15 protein-coding genes are annotated in these 18000 nt (G+C 41.0%); 7 read left to right on the top strand and 8 right to left on the bottom strand.

Annotated features, from left to right (window positions below; genetic code table 11):
• Positions 1–112 precede the first annotated feature (112 nt).
• A complete protein-coding gene (locus tag FTU65_RS03085; RefSeq protein WP_257222574.1) occupies positions 113–2548 on the top strand; it encodes an AI-2E family transporter in 2436 nt (811 codons plus the stop codon).
• Between the two features lie 90 nt (positions 2549–2638).
• Positions 2639–3691: a DUF1176 domain-containing protein gene (locus tag FTU65_RS03080; protein WP_180021350.1), complete on the top strand. Its 1053-nt coding sequence runs from the start codon at positions 2639–2641 to the stop codon at positions 3689–3691.
• Positions 3692–3770: 79 nt separating this feature from the next.
• Here the strand turns inward: FTU65_RS03080 and FTU65_RS03075 are convergent, their stop codons facing one another.
• Positions 3771–4538 carry a hydroxymethylpyrimidine/phosphomethylpyrimidine kinase gene (locus tag FTU65_RS03075; protein ID WP_078191115.1) on the bottom strand — a complete coding sequence of 256 codons (768 nt, stop codon included), beginning with the start codon at positions 4536–4538 and terminating at the stop codon, positions 3771–3773.
• A gap of 98 nt (positions 4539–4636) precedes the next feature.
• Here FTU65_RS03075 and FTU65_RS03070 point away from each other — a divergent pair, with 98 nt between their 5' ends.
• Positions 4637–5308: an HAD-IA family hydrolase gene (locus FTU65_RS03070; protein ID WP_180055601.1), complete on the top strand. Its 672-nt coding sequence runs from the start codon at positions 4637–4639 to the stop codon at positions 5306–5308.
• A gap of 28 nt (positions 5309–5336) precedes the next feature.
• Here the strand turns inward: FTU65_RS03070 and FTU65_RS03065 are convergent, their stop codons facing one another.
• Positions 5337–5786: a hypothetical protein gene (locus FTU65_RS03065; protein WP_168378559.1), complete on the bottom strand. Its 450-nt coding sequence runs from the start codon at positions 5784–5786 to the stop codon at positions 5337–5339.
• A 300-nt stretch (positions 5787–6086) separates the two neighbouring features.
• Between FTU65_RS03065 and FTU65_RS03060 the strand changes: the two genes are divergently transcribed.
• On the top strand, positions 6087–7256 hold the full coding sequence (locus FTU65_RS03060; RefSeq protein ID WP_180064948.1) for a low temperature requirement protein A: 1170 nt from the start codon (positions 6087–6089) through the stop codon (positions 7254–7256).
• A 93-nt stretch (positions 7257–7349) separates the two neighbouring features.
• Positions 7350–7763 (top strand): TM2 domain-containing protein, encoded by a 414-nt coding sequence (locus FTU65_RS16205; protein WP_228144741.1) that lies wholly within the window; start codon positions 7350–7352, stop codon positions 7761–7763.
• 40 nt (positions 7764–7803) lie between these two features.
• On the opposite strand, the gene FTU65_RS03050 is transcribed toward FTU65_RS16205, so the two are convergent.
• The 5 genes from FTU65_RS03050 to FTU65_RS03030 form a co-directional block, all read right to left on the bottom strand.
• Positions 7804–8403: a DUF805 domain-containing protein gene (locus FTU65_RS03050; protein WP_180066338.1), complete on the bottom strand. Its 600-nt coding sequence runs from the start codon at positions 8401–8403 to the stop codon at positions 7804–7806.
• 64 nt (positions 8404–8467) lie between these two features.
• The gene (locus tag FTU65_RS03045) at positions 8468–9076 is read right to left on the bottom strand and encodes a DUF805 domain-containing protein (RefSeq protein WP_168378561.1); all 609 of its coding nucleotides are present in this window, start codon (positions 9074–9076) and stop codon (positions 8468–8470) included.
• 168 nt (positions 9077–9244) lie between these two features.
• Entirely contained in the window at positions 9245–10528 is a 1284-nt protein-coding gene (locus tag FTU65_RS03040; protein ID WP_078191110.1) for a ribonucleotide-diphosphate reductase subunit beta, read from the bottom strand.
• Positions 10529–10934: 406 nt separating this feature from the next.
• Positions 10935–11108 (bottom strand): hypothetical protein, encoded by a 174-nt coding sequence (locus tag FTU65_RS03035; RefSeq protein ID WP_180009865.1) that lies wholly within the window; start codon positions 11106–11108, stop codon positions 10935–10937.
• A 135-nt stretch (positions 11109–11243) separates the two neighbouring features.
• Complete coding sequence (locus FTU65_RS03030) at positions 11244–14075, bottom strand: ribonucleoside-diphosphate reductase subunit alpha (RefSeq protein WP_180009864.1); 2832 nt, start codon at positions 14073–14075, stop codon at positions 11244–11246.
• A 588-nt stretch (positions 14076–14663) separates the two neighbouring features.
• Between FTU65_RS03030 and bfmR the strand changes: the two genes are divergently transcribed.
• Together bfmR and bfmS are read left to right on the top strand one after the other, a co-directional pair.
• On the top strand, positions 14664–15380 hold the full coding sequence (gene bfmR / locus FTU65_RS03025; protein WP_067764711.1) for a response regulator transcription factor BfmR: 717 nt from the start codon (positions 14664–14666) through the stop codon (positions 15378–15380).
• A 44-nt stretch (positions 15381–15424) separates the two neighbouring features.
• A complete protein-coding gene (bfmS, locus tag FTU65_RS03020; protein ID WP_180039654.1) occupies positions 15425–17086 on the top strand; it encodes a sensor histidine kinase BfmS in 1662 nt (553 codons plus the stop codon).
• Positions 17087–17178: 92 nt separating this feature from the next.
• On the opposite strand, the gene FTU65_RS03015 is transcribed toward bfmS, so the two are convergent.
• Complete coding sequence (locus FTU65_RS03015; RefSeq protein ID WP_180009319.1) at positions 17179–17535, bottom strand: hypothetical protein; 357 nt, start codon at positions 17533–17535, stop codon at positions 17179–17181.
• Positions 17536–18000 lie beyond the last annotated feature (465 nt).

The following is an 18000-nucleotide window of genomic DNA, read 5'->3' as shown; positions in this document are numbered from 1 at the left end:
CAGAGCTATAAAGCTCTGTTTTTTTCTTTGCAAATCATTACATGAAATGCGTATGCAGCCCTAAAACTTCAGCCTAAATTAAAAAATAATGACCATCGTTCAGGATAAGAAAATGGATCATAAAAATAATAAATTAGCGCAAGAATTTGAATCATCACCATCAGGTCAAAAGCAAGGCTTGCAAGACCTGAACGCATCGAAGCAAATGCCCCCTGCAGATTTACATAAAGTGATTCGAATCACAGCAGGGTTTATCATCGGCAGTTTGCTGATTGCCGCCTTATATCTTGGCAAAGATATTTTTATTCCATTGGCACTCGCAATTTTATTGGCTTTTTTAGTTGATCCTTTGGTGATGAAACTCCGTGGTTGGGGACTACCACAGATGCCATCTATATTTATTGTGGTCGGTTTGGCTTTGGCGATTTTGTCCGGCGCAGCCTCATATTTGGGTTATCAACTGGGGCAATTAAGCCAAGAATTACCGCAATATCAGGGCACAATTCAAAAGAAAATGGATTCTATTCGTCAATTTGCACGCGGCCCAAGTGTTTGGGATGGCGCAAAAACCACCATAGATACCGTTGAAAATTCGATAGATGATGTGGTGCCAGAAGAGAAAAATCCTAAAGTGCAGCAAGTGAAAGTGGTGGGGCAACAACAAACCACGGCTGAAGCGGTCATGGCTTGGAGCGAGCGGGTGCTCAATCCCTTGGCAACTGCGGGTATTGTTTTTTTGTTTGTGATTCTGATTTTGGTCAATCGGAAAGATTTGCATGATCGTTTCCTTAAGCTGCTGGGCGGTAATTTAAATATTGGAACTGACGCACTCGATGAAGCGGCCAATCGTATCGGTAAATATTTACGTATGCAGCTGATGGTGAATGTGACCTACGGTATTCCGATGGCTTTGGGACTTTGGTTTATTGGGGTGCCGGCAGCAATTATGTGGGGAATAGTGGCGATTGTGATGCGCTTTGTTCCCTATGTCGGCCCGATGATTTCTGCGATTTTCCCCATTGCACTGGCTTTTGCGGTAGATCCCACATGGAATATGGTGCTGTGGACAGTCGGCTTAATCCTGCTCTTAGAGTTGGTCAGTAATAATATTATTGAGCCTTGGTTGTATGGGGAAAGTACTGGACTTTCAACTTTAGCCATTATTATTGCCGCCATGTTTTGGACGGCGGTGTGGGGGCCAATTGGTTTAATTTTATCGACGCCTTTAACCGCATGTTTATTGGTGCTTTCGAGCTATGTACCATCCTTAGGTTTTATTAAAACCCTGATCGGTAGTACGCCTGCATTGGAGCCGCATGAGCGCTTTTATCAGCGATTGGTCGCTGATGATGTGCAAGATGCCATGGATGTAGCACAGACTTTTATTGCTGAAAAGTTACCGAAAGATGCCACGGATGAAATCAAGGCACGTCGGGTCAATGCGTTTTATGCCAAAGTGGCGATTCCAGCCATACGGATTTTTTCGAGCGGACACAACACCGAGGCCAGTGCAGAGCATCGACTACGCTTACATCAAGGCTTAAAACTGTTTAATCATAGTTTTCAACGGGCATATCCAGTGGCACAGCAGGATCAGAAAGCAGCGGTGTTATGTATCAGCGCACGTTGGGAAATTGATGTTCAAGTATCGGCTATGTTGGCGCATGGGCTAAGTTTAAGCGGTATTCCGGCTCAGGCATTTAGCGACGTATTGATTCAAAATCAGCATCAAAGTATGGATGATATCCAAGAGGATATTCAGATCGTATGTATTTCGATTTTCCATACAGTACCAGAAGCTCAAATTCGCCTTTTAAGCCATGTTTTTAAGGCACAGTTTCCAGATATAAAACTGATTTTTGCACTGTGGAGCTGTGATGAGATATCCCAATTAGATGCGATCAAAGAAAATTTCACCGTCGATGCAGTGGTCAATAATATGAATGACTTGTTATTAACCATTGAAGCTTTTCAATTGAAGCATGGTGAATCTTGGTTGGATGAGCCTGATCCTAGCGTTGAAGCACAGCGCTTAAAAGCATTAGAAGAACTGAATGTTTTGGATGAGCGGAATTTACCGATTTATGAACAATATATTGAAGAAGCCCGACAAGCCTTCGATGTGAAATATGCACAAATTTCTTGGGTCAAGCAAGATTGGGTCTATACTCCAGGTAGCCCTTTGGCTAAGGCTACCGAGCAACCGATGCAGGTGCGCCAGTCGAAACAAGACTCAATCTGCAGCCATTTGGTATATCAAAATGAACGCTTGATTATTGAAGACTTACAACGTGACCCACGCTTTGCTCATTTACCTGAATTGATGCATAACCGCATTCGCTTTTATGCAGGCGTTGCACTTAGAGACCGTAATGGGGTGGCCTTGGGAAGTTTCTGTGTTTTAGATCGGCAGCCGAATCAAATGACCGATGATGATATGAGTCTTTTAAAAGGCCTAGCGGCAGATTTGATGAATACGCTCAGTGATGAAAATGCGAAACGAAAAAAATGTGAAGAGATACAGCAACTGAATGATTCATCTCTATAAATTTAAATCATGTAGCAGATCCATTTAAACTGGAGTTTCAGTGAAAAGCATTCTAAGATGGCTCTAATATAATTATTTTGAGCCAAAGACATGAACAAAAATAATGTCATCTGGCAACTTTTATTGGGCTACATTGCTGCATTGGGTTGTAGTGTGAGTTTTGCTCAAATTCAAGGAAATTATTTTTCACATAAGGATTGGGAAATCGCTTGTGATAATACGGGGACATGTCGCGTTGCAGGTTATCAAGCGGAAGGCAATCAGCCCGCTATTTCTGTGTTATTACAACGTGCTGCGGGAGCTCAAGCGCAAGTCAGCGCACGAGTAAAACTCGATCCTGAAACCTTCAATGCGGCAAATAAACCACTTCAACTTTACATTTTAGGTAAAAATCAGGGAACTGTGCAGCTTGATGCCAAAACCGCGGAGGGTCAGTTAAGTGCAGCTCAAACTCAAAAACTGATTCAAGCCTTACAAGCCAACCAACCAATTGTGTGGAAAGGCAACAACAAAACATGGTTATTGTCCGTGCAGGGCGCTAGTGCAGTTTTACTCCGTATGGATGATTTTCAAAAGCGCATAGGGACAAATTCGGCATTATTGCGTAAAGCCAATAACAGTTCGGTCAATGTACTCAAACCGAAAAGTATTCCGAAAGTGAATATTCAAAATTATAGTAAGGGCTTACAAACACGGTATGCCGTCAATGCGCCCACAGCCAAACAATTGTTTGGATTGATAAAGAAGAAAACGACAGTAGAAGATTGTCCTCAACTCTTTGATGCAAATTTCTTAGAGGATGATCGGGTCGTGGTGTTTCCAATCAATGGGAAAAATGCCTTGGTCGAAGTGCCATGTTGGCGTGGGGCATATAATAGTGGTAATGGCTATTGGCTGATGGATCGAAATTTAAAGCAAATCAAACAATCCGTGACCTTTTCCGGAAGTGGTTTTAGCGAAGGGCAGATTTTCTCCAATCAACGTGGACGAGGCATTGGCGACTGTCATAGTACGGGGGAGTGGTCATGGAATGGTCAGCGTTTTATCCAAACCTATATGGCAAAAACCACACAGTGCAAAGGATTTGCTGGTGGTGCGTGGGAAATTCCAACCTTGGTCTATCGCGTTCAACTCGACTCTTAATTTGAAAAAGCCCTGATATTCAGGGCTTTAAATGATATAGCGTTTTATTCTATGGGGTTTAAATAAATAACCGAGTACTTTAAAAACGTTTTGGTATTTTTTGTCCACCGACAACCGGTGATTCAGCGATTTTCAACACACCAAATAACCATGTTTCGGCATGATGAACAGCCGTTTTGAGCTCATCACCTAAGGCTAAACGCCCTGCAATAAAACTCGCCAATGAACAGCCCGAACCATGATATTCCCCATCCAGTCGTGGACAACGGGTTTCAGAGACTAATTCACCCTGAACATATAACGAGTTTTGAATATAGTCAGGCGTATTTTCATGCCCACCTTTTACTAATACCGCTTGAGCACCCATCGCAAAAAGTTGCGCAGTTGCTTTAGAAATATCCTCTTCACCTGTGAGCGCACGTAATTCTACGGTATTGGGTGTAAGCACAGTGGCAAGTGGAATTAGTTCTGCAAAGGCTTTGACCAACGTTGCTTGATCGCCCAAAGAGCCACCACTATTGGCAACTAAAACGGGGTCGAGAACATAGTGATATTCGGGATGTTCACGTAAAAACTCAGCGAGAGCCGCGATATTTTCAGTCGTTCCTAACATTCCTGATTTTACACAGCGAATAGGGAGGTCACCGACGACGGCATGTGCTTGAGCCAGCAATAACTCACGAGAGGTTGCTTCAAACGAATACACTTGTTGTGAGTTTTGAACGGTTAATGCTGTACACGCAATGGCAGCATGTGCGCCACTTTGACCAATGGCTTCAATGTCCGCTTGCAGTCCTGCACCACCTGAAGGGTCAAGACCTGAAAAGCACAGTACAGTAGGGCGCACAATGATGTCCTTATTACACAAAATTTGCGATAGTATAGGCAACTTTGAGCGAACACTCGATAGTATTTTTGCAGAAGTGAATGGATAAGGTAAAAGCTGTGATTAAGAATATATTGATCGATCTCGATGGAACATTAACAGATCCAAAAGTTGGCATTACCACTTCAGCACGCTATGGACTGGCGAAAATTGGACATCCCATTTCGGATGAGACCAATATCGATTGGATCATTGGACCACCTTTGAAAGCCTCTTTGGCCGAAATCCTCAATGTCGATGTGCATAATGTACTTGCAGATCAGGCTTTACTTGGCTATCGCGAGCGCTTTGCCGTTACCGGTTTATTTGAAAATAAAGTGTATCCTGCGGTTGCCGAAACTCTAGCAACTTTACAACAGCAAGGCTTTCACTTGTACGTCGCTACAGCAAAGCCGACGGTCTATGCCCGCCAAATTTTAGAACATTTTGATTTGGCACAATATTTTACTGTGATCTATGGCAGTGAACTGAACGGTGAGCGCACCAACAAAGGCGATTTAATTGAATACATTTTGCAGCAAGAACAGTTGGATGCGAAGGAATGTGTGATGGTGGGAGACCGTGAGTACGATATTTTAGGCGCACGCCGTAATGCAGTGCAGAGTATTGCTGTGAGCTATGGTTATGGTAGTGCAGAAGAAATTCAAACGGCTGCACCGGCACTGGTGATTGATCGTTTTAACGATTTGATTTCGAGTATTGAGCAATTGCAGCAGCAGAAAGTGTCGTAGTTGCACCTAATCAAGAGAATGATGCTGATTATTTAAAGATAATCAGCAAAATCAGAAAAATCAGCCCACAGAAAAACCATTTGAGCAAAGGTGACTCATCATTTTTGATGGTTTCTGCTTCGAGTGCGATGCCATGTTTATCGTAGACAAATACAAAATGTGCATTTGCGCTTAGAGCCATTTCTTGAATGGCTTGTAGCTCGAGTGCGCTGACTTCTTCACTTAAGCGTTCTTTTAACTGAATAAAAATAACCGGCTGTCCAAACTCATACCACTTGAAGTGGATCTGTTGTATGAGTTGGTTGAAGCACTGTTCTGCAACATGATAGTTTCGGACAAAACTTCCACGTTCTATAAAAGCCAGAGGGCAGTTTTGTTCAGCTACAATTTGATGATCACGCGTTAAAACTTGCATTTGATCATAATGAATCTGTACCCAAACTGCGTCAGGAAAAGACGCTAATTTTTCTTCTAACATTACTTTTAGGTTTCATTATTATTTTAGTGGATAGCAGTATGTCATTAAAATTTAGAGAAAAATATAGCTGAGATATAAAAAACACATCGATCTATCGAGTTTTTATCTTAAAACGTCTTTCGCAGTTTTGTCACTTTGAATTTTTAACTTCTACAATTGAAATATCTAAAGCTTAAGTAGGTTTTTAAAACCATTATCCTTTTTCTAGAAAACTGTTTCTCATCTGATTTATGTAATCGATCTTGTAACTGTTTCAGGCTTTTGAAAAAATTCAGACAGAAAAAAATAAAGCTGAATGCTATGTCCAAATCATTTTTATTCCCTAGTCAGTGGCTCAAACCTTTGCACCCACGTGATCCACATGAGCATCATCGTGTCGCGACCTCTTTAGAATTGCTTTTTGACTTGATCTTTGTCGTTGCGATCGCAACAGCAGGGCAGCAACTGCATCATGCCATTGTTGAAAATCATTTGGCTCAGGGTTTAACGCTGTATGGCATGGTGTTTTTTGCCTTGTGGTGGGCGTGGATGAACTTTAGTTGGTTTGCTTCGGCGTATGATAATGATGATGCGCTCTATCGAATCTTAACTTTCGTACAGATCATTGGTTCTTTGGTCATTGCTGCAGGTATTCCAAGCGCTTTTCAAAAGCAGGATTTTGACGTAATTGTGATTGGTTATGCCATTATGCGTCTGGGCTTAGTTACGCAGTGGTTTCGCGTTGCAAAGCATGATCTGTCCCGTCGGAAAACAGCATTACGCTATGCGTTTGGAATCATACTGGTACAAGTGGGGTGGCTGTTCTTTCATTTTTCACCGCTGCATTTCACCGTTTATCTTTTCATTTTGCTCGCAATTGCTGAACTGTCTGTGCCAGTTTTTGCAGAAGCTGCAAGCCGTACACCTTGGCATGCGCATCATATTGCAGAGCGATATTCACTGCTCACCATTATCGTTTTAGGCGAATCTATTGTCGGATGCTCGATTGCTATAACCGATGCATTAACAAATCAGCGTTTTAGTACTGAACTGATCTTTTTGATGGTAGGCGGCCTGATGATGATGTTCACCATGTGGTGGTCTTATTTTGATACCAGTATTGCAGAGCGTTTAAATAGCCGCAAAATGGCATTTACATGGGGCTATGGGCATTTCTTTGTCTTTATTAGTATTGCAGCGATTGGTGCTAGTTTAGCTGCGGCAGTCGATGTGGTTTCGCATGAGGCACTGATTAGTTCTGAAAAAGAAAGCTACTTTGTGGCGATCAGCCTTGTGATTTATACGACAAGTTTATATTTACTCCATGAATTGCATCATCAAAGTGGTTTTAGAAAACTTTTATATCCTTTAACCGTGGTGATTGTTTTGTGTATTCCGTTGTTTATCACACCCGCAGGTTATGCAATATTTGCGATGGCAGTGGTATATGCATTGAGGTTGATGTTTACAAAATGCTATTTGGCAAGATAAGTTAATGATATGATATTCATCAATAATTCGTTATATTGCTGATGAAAATAACGTCCAAGAATCATCAAATAAAGATAAAACATAGAGGATTATATGAAAGGGCAAATACTCGATTTTTCTGTTCAAAATAATACAGGCATCATCAGCGGAGATGATCAGAATCGTTATCAATTTTCTGGAAGCGATTGGAAAGGACAAACTGTTCCTGCTCGTGGACAATTTGTTGATTTTGAGACAAGTGGAATGGGTTACGCAACCGATATTTACTTAGTCGCTGTGCCGAATGCTTTAGGCACGCAATACGGTCAAAAGAGTCGAATTGTTGCTGCACTCTTAGCATTCTTCCTTGGTGGATTTGGTATCCATAAATTCTATTTGGGTCGTATTGGATGGGGGATTGTGTATCTACTATTCTGTTGGACCTTTATTCCATCCATTGTTGCTTTTATTGAATTTATTATTTATCTATGCACTTCAGATGAAGATTTTGCACGTAAATATGGCTAAATTTTTGTGTTAAAAGATAAGGCGCATTGTGCGCCTTATTTTATTGTTGCAGATCTCTAGCGGGTTGACCCCATTGGTTGTTCTCGGCTTTGGTGTCTGTAGCCCACCAGATAATCAGTGGGATGATCCCAATGATTGTGAGCATTAAAAGTTGCCACCAACCTGAACGTCCCGTGTCATGTAGTCGACGTGCGCCAACAGCTAAGCTAGGAATAAGTAAAACGATATTGGTAATATTTTCTAGCCAAGGTTCACTGCCAATAACGAGATCGCAAATAGAGGCAAGTATAGTGACCAATATACAAAATAGCCAAAAGAACCAGAACTCTTTACGTCGAGCACGTCCTTCAAATTCAGCAAACTTTTTCAGTGGTTTGAATGACCACGCGAAAAAGTCATAGTTTTCCTCTTCTTCACTGTAGTTTGCTCGCGTATTCGTGGAAAAACTTTGTTGGTGTAATGCAATATAGACTTGAATCGCTTGCCCACTTTCATCCAAAGCAAAATCAACCTGTTCTCCACGTGTAGGTGGTCTTTGACCGCGCCATTCATGACCAGCAAATTGATAGTGTTTTCCATCTTCAGCACTAATCACCCCAGTATTAGTTTGAATCGAAAAATCTAGTATTTGTCCTTTCATATTTTTCCTGAGTTAATGTGCTGTAGATAGGGTGGCTACATAAATAGTAGCCACGATTTTTTATTTATTTGGCAGGTTGTCCCCATTGGTTTACTTCAGGTTTGGTTTCTGTTGCAAGCCAAATTAGAACCAGAATTGGTCCAACGAGCGGAATCATTTGTATTAACCAATACCAACCAGATTTATTAATATCATGTAAACGACGTACTGCAACAGAAAGGGACGGAATAACCATTGCTAAGATGAAAATACCTGTGAATATTCCTTTGGTTCTAAGCACTGAATCGACAATCAGAGTAATAATCATTGCGATAAGATAGACCAATACAAAAAACCAATATTCTTTACGGCGTGCACGTCCAGTAAAGTTGGCATAATTTTTTAGACATTTGACAAACCAATCAATCATGTTGAATTTTGATTCAGCTTGGTCTTGGTTTGAAATTTTATCGAGTTGCTGTGAAATTTGTTGAATAGGATTACTGCTGCCAAGAGCATTGAATACTTGAACAGCTTGACCTTCTGGACTGATATCGAAATCTACATGATCGCCGCGTTTAGGTGAGTTCTGGCCACGCCATTCTGCACCTGTAAACTCATAACGGTTTTGATCATCTCCACTGATGATGCCTGAATTGGTTTGTACTGAATAATCTAATATCTGACCTTTCATTCTGTCCTCTTTTTTATGTGATTTTTATTAATTGATGTATTTTTATACCGTTTTATATTAGCAGAATATGAATTAAATTAAATGCATAGATTTGCTTGGGTGAATGAAATTCTTCATAAAAAAAGCGGAACACTTGGTTCCGCTTTTGATATTTCGCTGAAAAATTTATTACCAGCTTAACGCACCACCAGTTTGGTAATCCGTTACGCGAGTTTCAAAAAAGTTCTTCTCTTTACGTAAGTCCATCATTTCTGACATCCACTGGAATGGGTTATTCACACCTGCAAATTGTTCAGGTAAGCCCAATTGGCTTAAACGACGGTTACAGATGAACTTCAAGTATTCTTCCATCATGCCTGCGTTCATACCCAATACACCGCGTGGCATAGTGTCACGTGCATATTCGATTTCAAGCATTGTACCTTCAAGAATCATTTGAATGATTTCTTCTTGGAACTCAGCAGTCCATAGGTGAGGGTTCTCGATCTTGATTTGGTTGATCATGTCGATACCAAAGTTCAAGTGCATAGATTCATCACGTAAGATGTATTGGAATTGCTCAGCAACACCATTCATCTTGTTACGACGACCCATAGACAAGATTTGGCTGAAACCACAGTAGAAGAAGATACCTTCAAGTACGCAGTAGAACGCGATCAAGTTGCGAAGCAAGATTTGGTCGTTTTCAGGTGTACCTGTTTTGAACGTAGGATCACTTAAAGATTGTGTATATTTTAGACCCCATGCCGCTTTACGAGCCACTGAAGGAATTTCACGGTACATGTTGAAGACTTCGCCTTCGTCCATACCTAAAGATTCGATACAGTATTGGTAAGCGTGCGTGTGAATCGCTTCTTCAAATGATTGACGTAAGATGTACTGACGGCATTCAGGGTTGGTAATGTGACGGTAGATTGCAAGAACCAAGTTGTTTGCAACCAATGAATCCGCAGTCGAGAAGAAACCTAAAGAACGCATAACAATAGTACGCTCATCTTCGGTTAAGCCATTTTCAGACTTCCAAAGTGCGATGTCATGGTTCATGTTCACTTCTTGCGGCATCCAGTGGTTTGCACAACCGTCTAGATATTTTTGCCAAGCCCATTCGTATTTGAATGGTACAAGTTGGTTTAAGTCTGCGCGGCAGTTGATCATCGCTTTATCGTCAACTTGAACACGCTGAGCACCCATTTCTAGCTCTTCTAAGCCAGGTGCAACGTCTAGATTTTCTAGAGCGTTAGATGCTCTTGCCAACGGATCGGTTGGATCTGTTGGTCGATTTGTACTGGTTCGAGCGGGTTGTGCAGCTGCCAAATTCGGCGATGAGTGCTGTGCATTAGATACCACTTGCGAATCAGTCGTTTTTTGCGGTTCGACGGGCGCAGGCTGGTGAGCTTGTGCAGCTTGTTTCGGTTCATCATCTTCGAAATCGTCCCAACTTAGGATAGACATAACAGTTCTCTCTTCGTTGCTTTATATCTTTTATAGACATCCAGCGTCGCTGAGATGTCCTACTATACGCTCAATTTGTGTAAGCAAAATTAAGTTTTGTCGATCACTGCTCTAAAAGTGTTCGGTAGAGCAAATATCCCCACTACTTATTTTGATTACGCGATTTATATGCCTTAAACCAGAAATAGGCGATCGGGACATAAAAAGTCAAAATAAAGGAAACCACCAAAGCAATAAGCCCTAACTGATAGTTATGCGTCATATGTGGCATGGTGGTTTCCTTTTTTATTTATCTTCTTTGAATCCTCCCCAAACCCCTCCTTTAATAAAGGAGGGGCTTCACGTGAATTTAAATGCTTCACGGAAGTCCTCCTTTGCAAAAGGGGGACTTAGGGAGGATTTATTATTAAGCAACTACCTGGGTAGTTGGCTTAATGTCTTCAATATTTTGCTCATTCGTTTGGTTTATGGAAACAAATATTGCTACTGAGCAAGGAAGTAAGCATGTGAAGCAAAAGGTTTGAATTTCTTTACGTACAATGCGAACTTTCTTTTTAAATTCTTTGAGCTTTTTCGACATGTTCTTTTCCTCTAAGGGAATCAATCATAACGAATTAGCAATAAAGTGAGTTCTTATGCTAACCACTCATAAGAATCAACCATTGCTAATACCGCAATAATGAGAAAATCTCGGTTGATTCCTAAATGGGTTAACTTACTGACAAGCCTCACAATCAGGGTTGTCAATTGAACATGCCATTGGCACTGGAGCTGCTTGACCAAAACCTTCTTCTTCAGCAGCAACTTCAGCTTTAGGTTCTTCTTTCGCAACAGCAGTTACAGGTGCTGCAACAGTAGCAGGCTTAACCGCGTTCAATGCACCAGTGTTAATGGTTGATTTCTCAGCAGACGTCGCACCCAATGCACGTAGGTAGTAAGTGGTTTTTAGACCACGTAACCATGCCATTTTATACGTCATGTCGAGTTTCTTACCGTTTGCACCAGAGATGTAAAGGTTAAGAGACTGAGCTTGGTCGATCCATTTTTGACGACGTGATGCAGCATCAACAATCCAACGTGGTTCAACTTCGAACGCAGTCGCGAAGATTGCTTTAAGCTCTTCAGGAATACGTGCGATTTTTTGAACCGAACCTTCGAAGTGTTTCAGGTCGTTCACCATTACAGAATCCCAAAGACCGCGATCTTTTAACGCACGTACTAGGTACGGGTTGATCACTGTGAATTCACCAGAAAGGTTAGATTTCACATACAAGTTTTGGAAAGTTGGTTCGATTGATTGAGACACGCCACAAATGTTCGAAATGGTTGCAGTCGGTGCAATCGCCATCACGTTTGAGTTACGCATACCGTCTTTTTGAACTTTAGTACGTAAAGTATCCCAGTCCAAACGTGTTGTACGGTCAACTTCGAACATACGGTCAGGACGTGCTTTTTGTACGATATCTAAAGAGTCAATTGGCAAGATACCTTGATCCCAAAGTGAACCTTTAAATGTCTCGTAAGTACCACGTTCAAGTGCCAAGTCGCTAGACGTTTGGATTGCGTAGTAAGAAATCACTTCCATAGATTCGTCAGCGAACTCAACCGCAGCATCAGAACCATAAGCCAATTTCATTTCGTATAAAGCATCTTGGAAGCCCATGATACCCATACCCACTGGACGGTGTTTCAAGTTCGAGTTACGAGCTTGTGGAACAGCGTAGTAGTTGATGTCAATCACGTTATCGAGCATTCGAACAGCAGTTTTAACTGTACGAGCAAGCTTTTCACGATCTAACACACCACCTTGCACGTGTTGTACAAGGTTGATTGAACCTAAGTTACATACTGCGATTTCATCTTCGTTAGTGTTCAGCGTAATTTCTGTACACAAGTTAGAAGAGTGAACTACACCAACGTGTTGTTGTGGTGAACGTAAGTTACATACGTCTTTGAATGTGATCCAAGGGTGACCAGTTTCAAACAACATAGACAACATTTTGCGCCATAAGTCTTTCGCACGGACTTTCTTATGTAGCATGTTGGTTTCTTTCGCAATGCCTTCATAGTAAGCATAGCGTTCAGCAAATTCTGCACCTGTTAGGTCATGCAAATCAGGTGTTTCAGATGGTGTGAACAGAGTCCATTCAGCATCTTCGAATACACGTTGCATAAACAAGTCAGGAACCCAGTTCGCTGTGTTCATGTCGTGTGTACGACGACGGTCATCACCTGTGTTCTTACGAAGTTCTAGGAATTCTTCGATGTCCAAGTGCCAAGTTTCAAGGTATGCACATACTGCACCTTTACGTTTACCACCTTGGTTGACTGCAACAGCAGTATCGTTGGCAACTTTAAGGAACGGTACAACACCTTGTGACTTACCATTCGTACCTTTGATGTACGAGTTAAGCGCACGAACTGGCGTCCAGTCATTACCTAAACCACCCGCCCATTTAGACAACATTGCGTTATCACGCATTGCGCCATAAATGTTGTAAAGGTCATCTGAAATCGTTGTTAAGTAACAGCTAGATAACTGTGGACGTAAAGTACCAGAGTTAAATAGCGTAGGAGTAGACGCCATGTAATCGAAGCTAGACAATAAGTTATAGAATTCGATTGCACGTTCTTCACGATTTTCTTCGTTCAATGAAAGACCCATTGAAACACGCATGAAGAATAATTGTGGTAATTCGAAACGTACGCCATCTGAGTGGATGAAGTAACGGTCAAATAAAGTTTGTAGACCTAAATAAGTAAATTGGTTTGAGCGTTCTGGTTGAATCGCAGCAGCCAATTTTGCAAGGTCAAAGTTAAGTAGTTCTGGAGAAAGAAGATCAAGCTCGATACCTTTCTTCAAGAAAGTTTCTAAAGCGTCGCCTTCATTCGTGTCACTATCTAAACCTAAGAACTCTAACCCTGTAGCAACAAGGTCGTTACGCAATAAACGCGCAGTCACATATGTATAGTTTGGTTCTTGTTCGATACGTGTACGAGTAGCCATCATCATAGTTGTTGAGATGTCTGACTCTTTTACGCCGTTATAAAGGTTTTTTACAGTCTCATCGATAATCGCTCGAACATCGATGCCTTCTAAACCTTCAGCTGCTTTAACAATATTTGCCTCAAGTGCGCCAAGATCAAGCGGTTTAAGCTGACCGTTTGAACCTGTCACTTGTAAAGTAGGGTGGTGGTGAGCACCAGTTTGTTTACGAGCTTCGGCACGTTGTTCGCGGTAAATCACGTAAGAGCGAGCAACTTTTTGCTCACCTGTACGCATAAGCGCAAGTTCAACCTGATCCTGAATTTCTTCAATATGAATGGTACCGCCAGAAGGTAAACGACGGTTAAAGGTATTCAATACCATCTCAGTTAGTTGAGAGATACGGTCATGAATACGGCTGGAGTCAGCGCTTTGCTGGCCTTCAACGGCCAAGAACGCTTTACCAATCGCCACAGAGATTTTTTCTGCATCAAAAGGTGCAACGTCACCGGTGCGTTTAATCACCTGAATTTGACCAGGGGTTGAATTCGTTACGCTCATGCTAGCATAGCTCCATTTGTCATCTATTTTTATGTTAGGACCGTTTGAACTGGGCAATTTTTATGCCACAGTGTTTGAGGTTTAAACACAAGACCTAGTGGTTTAAAAATTTATTGAACACAAGATACGGGAAAATTCAGGGTATATCAATATTGACATTTTACTAAATGCTTTGAATATTTCTGGCAGAAATCCATCTCAAAAAATCCCTATTTTTTATCTTTGTTATATATGCCTTATCCGACAAGGGCATAGCATAGCAAACTCGAAAAAGAGTGCTTATAGATAACATTGTGGATAACTTCAGAAAGCCTAAAAAGTTGTGAATTAATCAGTCAGTTTTTATTCGATGAAAATGTATCCAAATTTATAATTGTTGGTATTGTGAGCAATAGGGCATGGAAATGATTGGTAAATACGGCTGCAAAAATGTAGCAGGTTAAAATTTATTACAAAATACGATATTGATGTATCAGTTTGGTGAATGCCATCTTGTTTACAATGTAAACGTGTGTATATTGCAAACTATGTTTAAGCGTATCTATCGGATTTCAAATAGGATACGCCCAATCAAATAAGGGGCAATCAATGAGCCAAGAAGAAAAGTTACCTAAAATTTTAATTGTTGAAGACGATGAGCGTCTTGCTCGTTTAACTCAAGAATACTTAATCCGTAACGGACTTGAAGTTGGGGTAGAACCAGACGGTAATCGTGCGATTCGCCGTATTATCGCTGAACAACCAGATATGGTATTACTCGACGTGATGCTTCCGGGTGCCGATGGTTTAACCATTTGTCGTGAAGTTCGTCCACACTACCATCAACCAATTTTAATGTTGACTGCACGTACCGAAGACATGGACCAAGTGTTGGGTCTAGAAATGGGTGCAGATGATTATGTTGCAAAACCTGTTCAACCTCGCGTTTTACTTGCGCGTATTCGTGCATTATTACGTCGTACAGACAAAGCACCAGAAGATGAAGTTGCACAGCGCATCGAATTTGATGATCTTGTAATTGATAATGGTGGTCGTTCTGTCACACTCAATAATGAGTTGGTTGACTTTACCAGTGCAGAATATGACCTTTTATGGTTGTTGGCATCTAATGCGGGTCGCATTCTTTCTCGTGAAGATATTTTTGAGCGTCTGCGTGGTATTGAATACGATGGTCAAGACCGTTCAATTGACGTGCGTATCTCGCGAATTCGTCCAAAAATTGGTGATGATCCAGAAAACCCGAAACGCATTAAGACCGTACGTAGTAAAGGTTATTTATTCGTAAAAGAAACCAACGGCATTTAATGTAAAATACCGTCCCTTAGTTTGGCAAAGTAGGACACTTTTACGTGTTTAAACACAGTATATTTTTGCGCGTTTATGCGGGGCTACTGATTTTAGTCTTTTTAGTCGCTACATTTGGCTATTTGCTGGTGCAAATCATAAACTACCAGCGCGCGCAAGAATATCGTGAATCGCTTACTGACGGTTTGGCTTTCATTATAAGTGAAGGTATTGCACGTCAGCCAAATGAACAACAAAAGTCAGATTGGGTGTCAGATGCATCTGATCTACTTGAGTTGCCTATTTATTATGTAAAAGCTAATCAGGTTGATTTAACCCGAGCGGAAACAAAACGTATAGAAGAGCGTAAAGCTGTAGTGCGTTGGGATGCACAAACGACGGCAGCCTATATTATTATTGGCTTAAAAGATGACCCTGCGCATCTGCTGTATATCAAAGCCGATAATATTTCAGAACGCCAAATGAAGGCGTTGCCTGTCTTTATACTGGATTATTTGGTTTATTACCCAGGTCAAGAAAAACAATATCTTGAAAAAATTCAGCATCATTTTTCATATCCAATTTCAATTCAAAATGTTCAGAGTTTACCTTTAGATTCTGAGCAAATCGGCCGATTACGCTTAGATCACAGCATTATTTTGTATCGTGACAGTGCGACGGAGCGCGGCACGACCATTTCGATTGTATCGCCAATTCCAAGTTCAACTTCAGAAGTCTTGGTCATGGGGCCGGTACCATTATTTAATTGGATGCCTTTCCAGTTGGCAGCCGGTATTACGCTACTAAGCTTATTTGTCTTGAGCTTGGGTGTTTATGGTCTATTGGTGCCGATGCAACGTAAGTTACGTGCTGTAAATTATGCGTTAAATAAAATGAAGGGCGGGGACTTATCTGTACGTCTGCCTGTCGAAAGTACCGATGAATTTGGTACCTTGGCATCGAGCTATAACTCAATGTCAGATCATATTGAACGTTTAATTGAAGCACAGCGTGAGTTGATGCGCGCGGTATCGCATGAACTGCGAACACCTGTGGCGCGGATTCGCTTTGGTGTAGAAATGATGGCGGATGAAGACGACTACGACTACCGTCAGCAGCAAGTTGAACAAATCGACAAAGATATCGAAGCTCTCAATACCTTGATTGATGAGATCATGACTTATGCCAAGCTCGAACAGGGCATGCCATCTTTAGAGTTTGAAGATGTCAGCTTGTTTGAAGTTTTAGATCAGGTCTTGATTGAAACCGAAGCCTTAAAGACTGGGAAAACTTTGGAATTGCAAGCACCACCGATTGGGGTGATTGTGGAAACCGAGCGTCGCTATTTACATCGCGTTGTACAAAACTTAGTGGGCAATGCAGTGCGTTATTGTGATGATAAAGTGCTGATCAGTGGTGGTGTGAATGATGAAGGTATGGCTTATATCTGTGTTGAAGATGATGGTCCCGGCATTCCAGAAGAAGATCGTAAGCGTATTTTTGATGCCTTTGCACGTTTAGATGATAGTCGTACCCGTGCTTCAGGGGGCTATGGTTTAGGTTTATCGATTGTTAGCCGTATTGCTTACTGGTTTGGTGGAACTGTTGGTATTGATGGAAGTCCAACATTGGGTGGGGCGCGTTTTACCATGACATGGCCTGCGACACGTTTTAAGAAAAATAAGCCGAAGCTAGATGGTAAAGAGCTTAGTGCCAATGAAAGCTAAACAGCCTAAGAAATCTAACTCAGCTGTATTTAGCGAGTGGTACATATAAAAAGCCATTCAATTTGAATGGCTTTTTTACATCAGGTTTTTATTTATTCGGTAATCGTTGCATCAGGTTCAATAATGGGTTTGCCATTTTTCAGAGCAGCAAGGGCATCTGCATTGAAATCGATGAGTAAAGAGTTGTTTTTAGCATCGATAGAATAATTGCTAATGAGTTTTTGGTCGCCGTTTAGGGTCTCAATTTTATATTCATCTACAATATTCATAATCCCGCTAAGGTTGGTGGTTGCAGAAGCTAAATCTTGACGTAATAACTCATAGATATCACGTAAATCAAAAATGGCATTTTGAGCATCAGGATGCTTATCTAAGTAGTTTTTAATATGGTGAATCACCAATTGCGCAGATAGAAAATAATCAGGTTTATGCGTAAATTCTAAAGTCATTATTGTCTCTCCGTTGTGATTGCTTTTTGTGTTTTAACTACAAATATCACACTCTTTATAGGTCGTGTCAAAGAATTGCAAAAAAGCCACAATAAGCTAAAAAAATGCCTTTTTACATAGAATCAATACAGCTCGGTTTTTATTTTAAGAACAGACCAAAATCAGAGGAGGTGAATAAACAAACAACAAAGTTGAGGTGGGGGAGTATTTATTTAATAAATGACACAGTTAATAAAAATGCGGCAAATTTGCTGTGTATGTTGAGAAATGAGGGGTTTGTTCATAAAACTGAACAGTCATAATTTTCTGATAAAATCACATAAATGTAATAATTAATAAAAAAATGCAATCTAATCTAATTAAGCGATTAATCCTAATTTTAAGGGAGTAAACCCAATTTAAATGCTGAAATGATTAAAAAATCATCCTAAAGACGAATACCGATAAGCTAGCAAGAAGCCTCCT

This window comes from Acinetobacter sp. YH12129, from assembly GCF_013418685.1.
Taxonomy (GTDB): Bacteria; Pseudomonadota; Gammaproteobacteria; order Pseudomonadales; family Moraxellaceae; genus Acinetobacter; species Acinetobacter amyesii.
The sequence above is the reverse complement of the archived record's forward strand: the minus strand, read 5'-3'. Positions and strand labels throughout refer to the sequence as shown.

What these genes read in the sequence shown, in the direction of transcription:
- FTU65_RS03085 (WP_257222574.1), top strand. Translation starts at nt 113, where the DNA reads ATGGATCATAAAAATAATAAATTAGCGCAAGAATTTGAATCATCACCA.
- FTU65_RS03080 (WP_180021350.1), top strand. Translation starts at nt 2,639, where the DNA reads ATGAACAAAAATAATGTCATCTGGCAACTTTTATTGGGCTACATTGCT.
- FTU65_RS03065 (WP_168378559.1), bottom strand. Translation starts at nt 5,786, where the DNA reads ATGTTAGAAGAAAAATTAGCGTCTTTTCCTGACGCAGTTTGGGTACAG.
- FTU65_RS03060 (WP_180064948.1), top strand. Translation starts at nt 6,087, where the DNA reads ATGTCCAAATCATTTTTATTCCCTAGTCAGTGGCTCAAACCTTTGCAC.
- FTU65_RS16205 (WP_228144741.1), top strand. Translation starts at nt 7,350, where the DNA reads ATGAAAGGGCAAATACTCGATTTTTCTGTTCAAAATAATACAGGCATC.
- FTU65_RS03050 (WP_180066338.1), bottom strand. Translation starts at nt 8,403, where the DNA reads ATGAAAGGACAAATACTAGATTTTTCGATTCAAACTAATACTGGGGTG.
- FTU65_RS03045 (WP_168378561.1), bottom strand. Translation starts at nt 9,076, where the DNA reads ATGAAAGGTCAGATATTAGATTATTCAGTACAAACCAATTCAGGCATC.
- FTU65_RS03040 (WP_078191110.1), bottom strand. Translation starts at nt 10,528, where the DNA reads ATGTCTATCCTAAGTTGGGACGATTTCGAAGATGATGAACCGAAACAA.
- FTU65_RS03035 (WP_180009865.1), bottom strand. Translation starts at nt 11,108, where the DNA reads ATGTCGAAAAAGCTCAAAGAATTTAAAAAGAAAGTTCGCATTGTACGT.
- FTU65_RS03030 (WP_180009864.1), bottom strand. Translation starts at nt 14,075, where the DNA reads ATGAGCGTAACGAATTCAACCCCTGGTCAAATTCAGGTGATTAAACGC.
- bfmR (WP_067764711.1), top strand. Translation starts at nt 14,664, where the DNA reads ATGAGCCAAGAAGAAAAGTTACCTAAAATTTTAATTGTTGAAGACGAT.
- FTU65_RS03015 (WP_180009319.1), bottom strand. Translation starts at nt 17,535, where the DNA reads ATGACTTTAGAATTTACGCATAAACCTGATTATTTTCTATCTGCGCAA.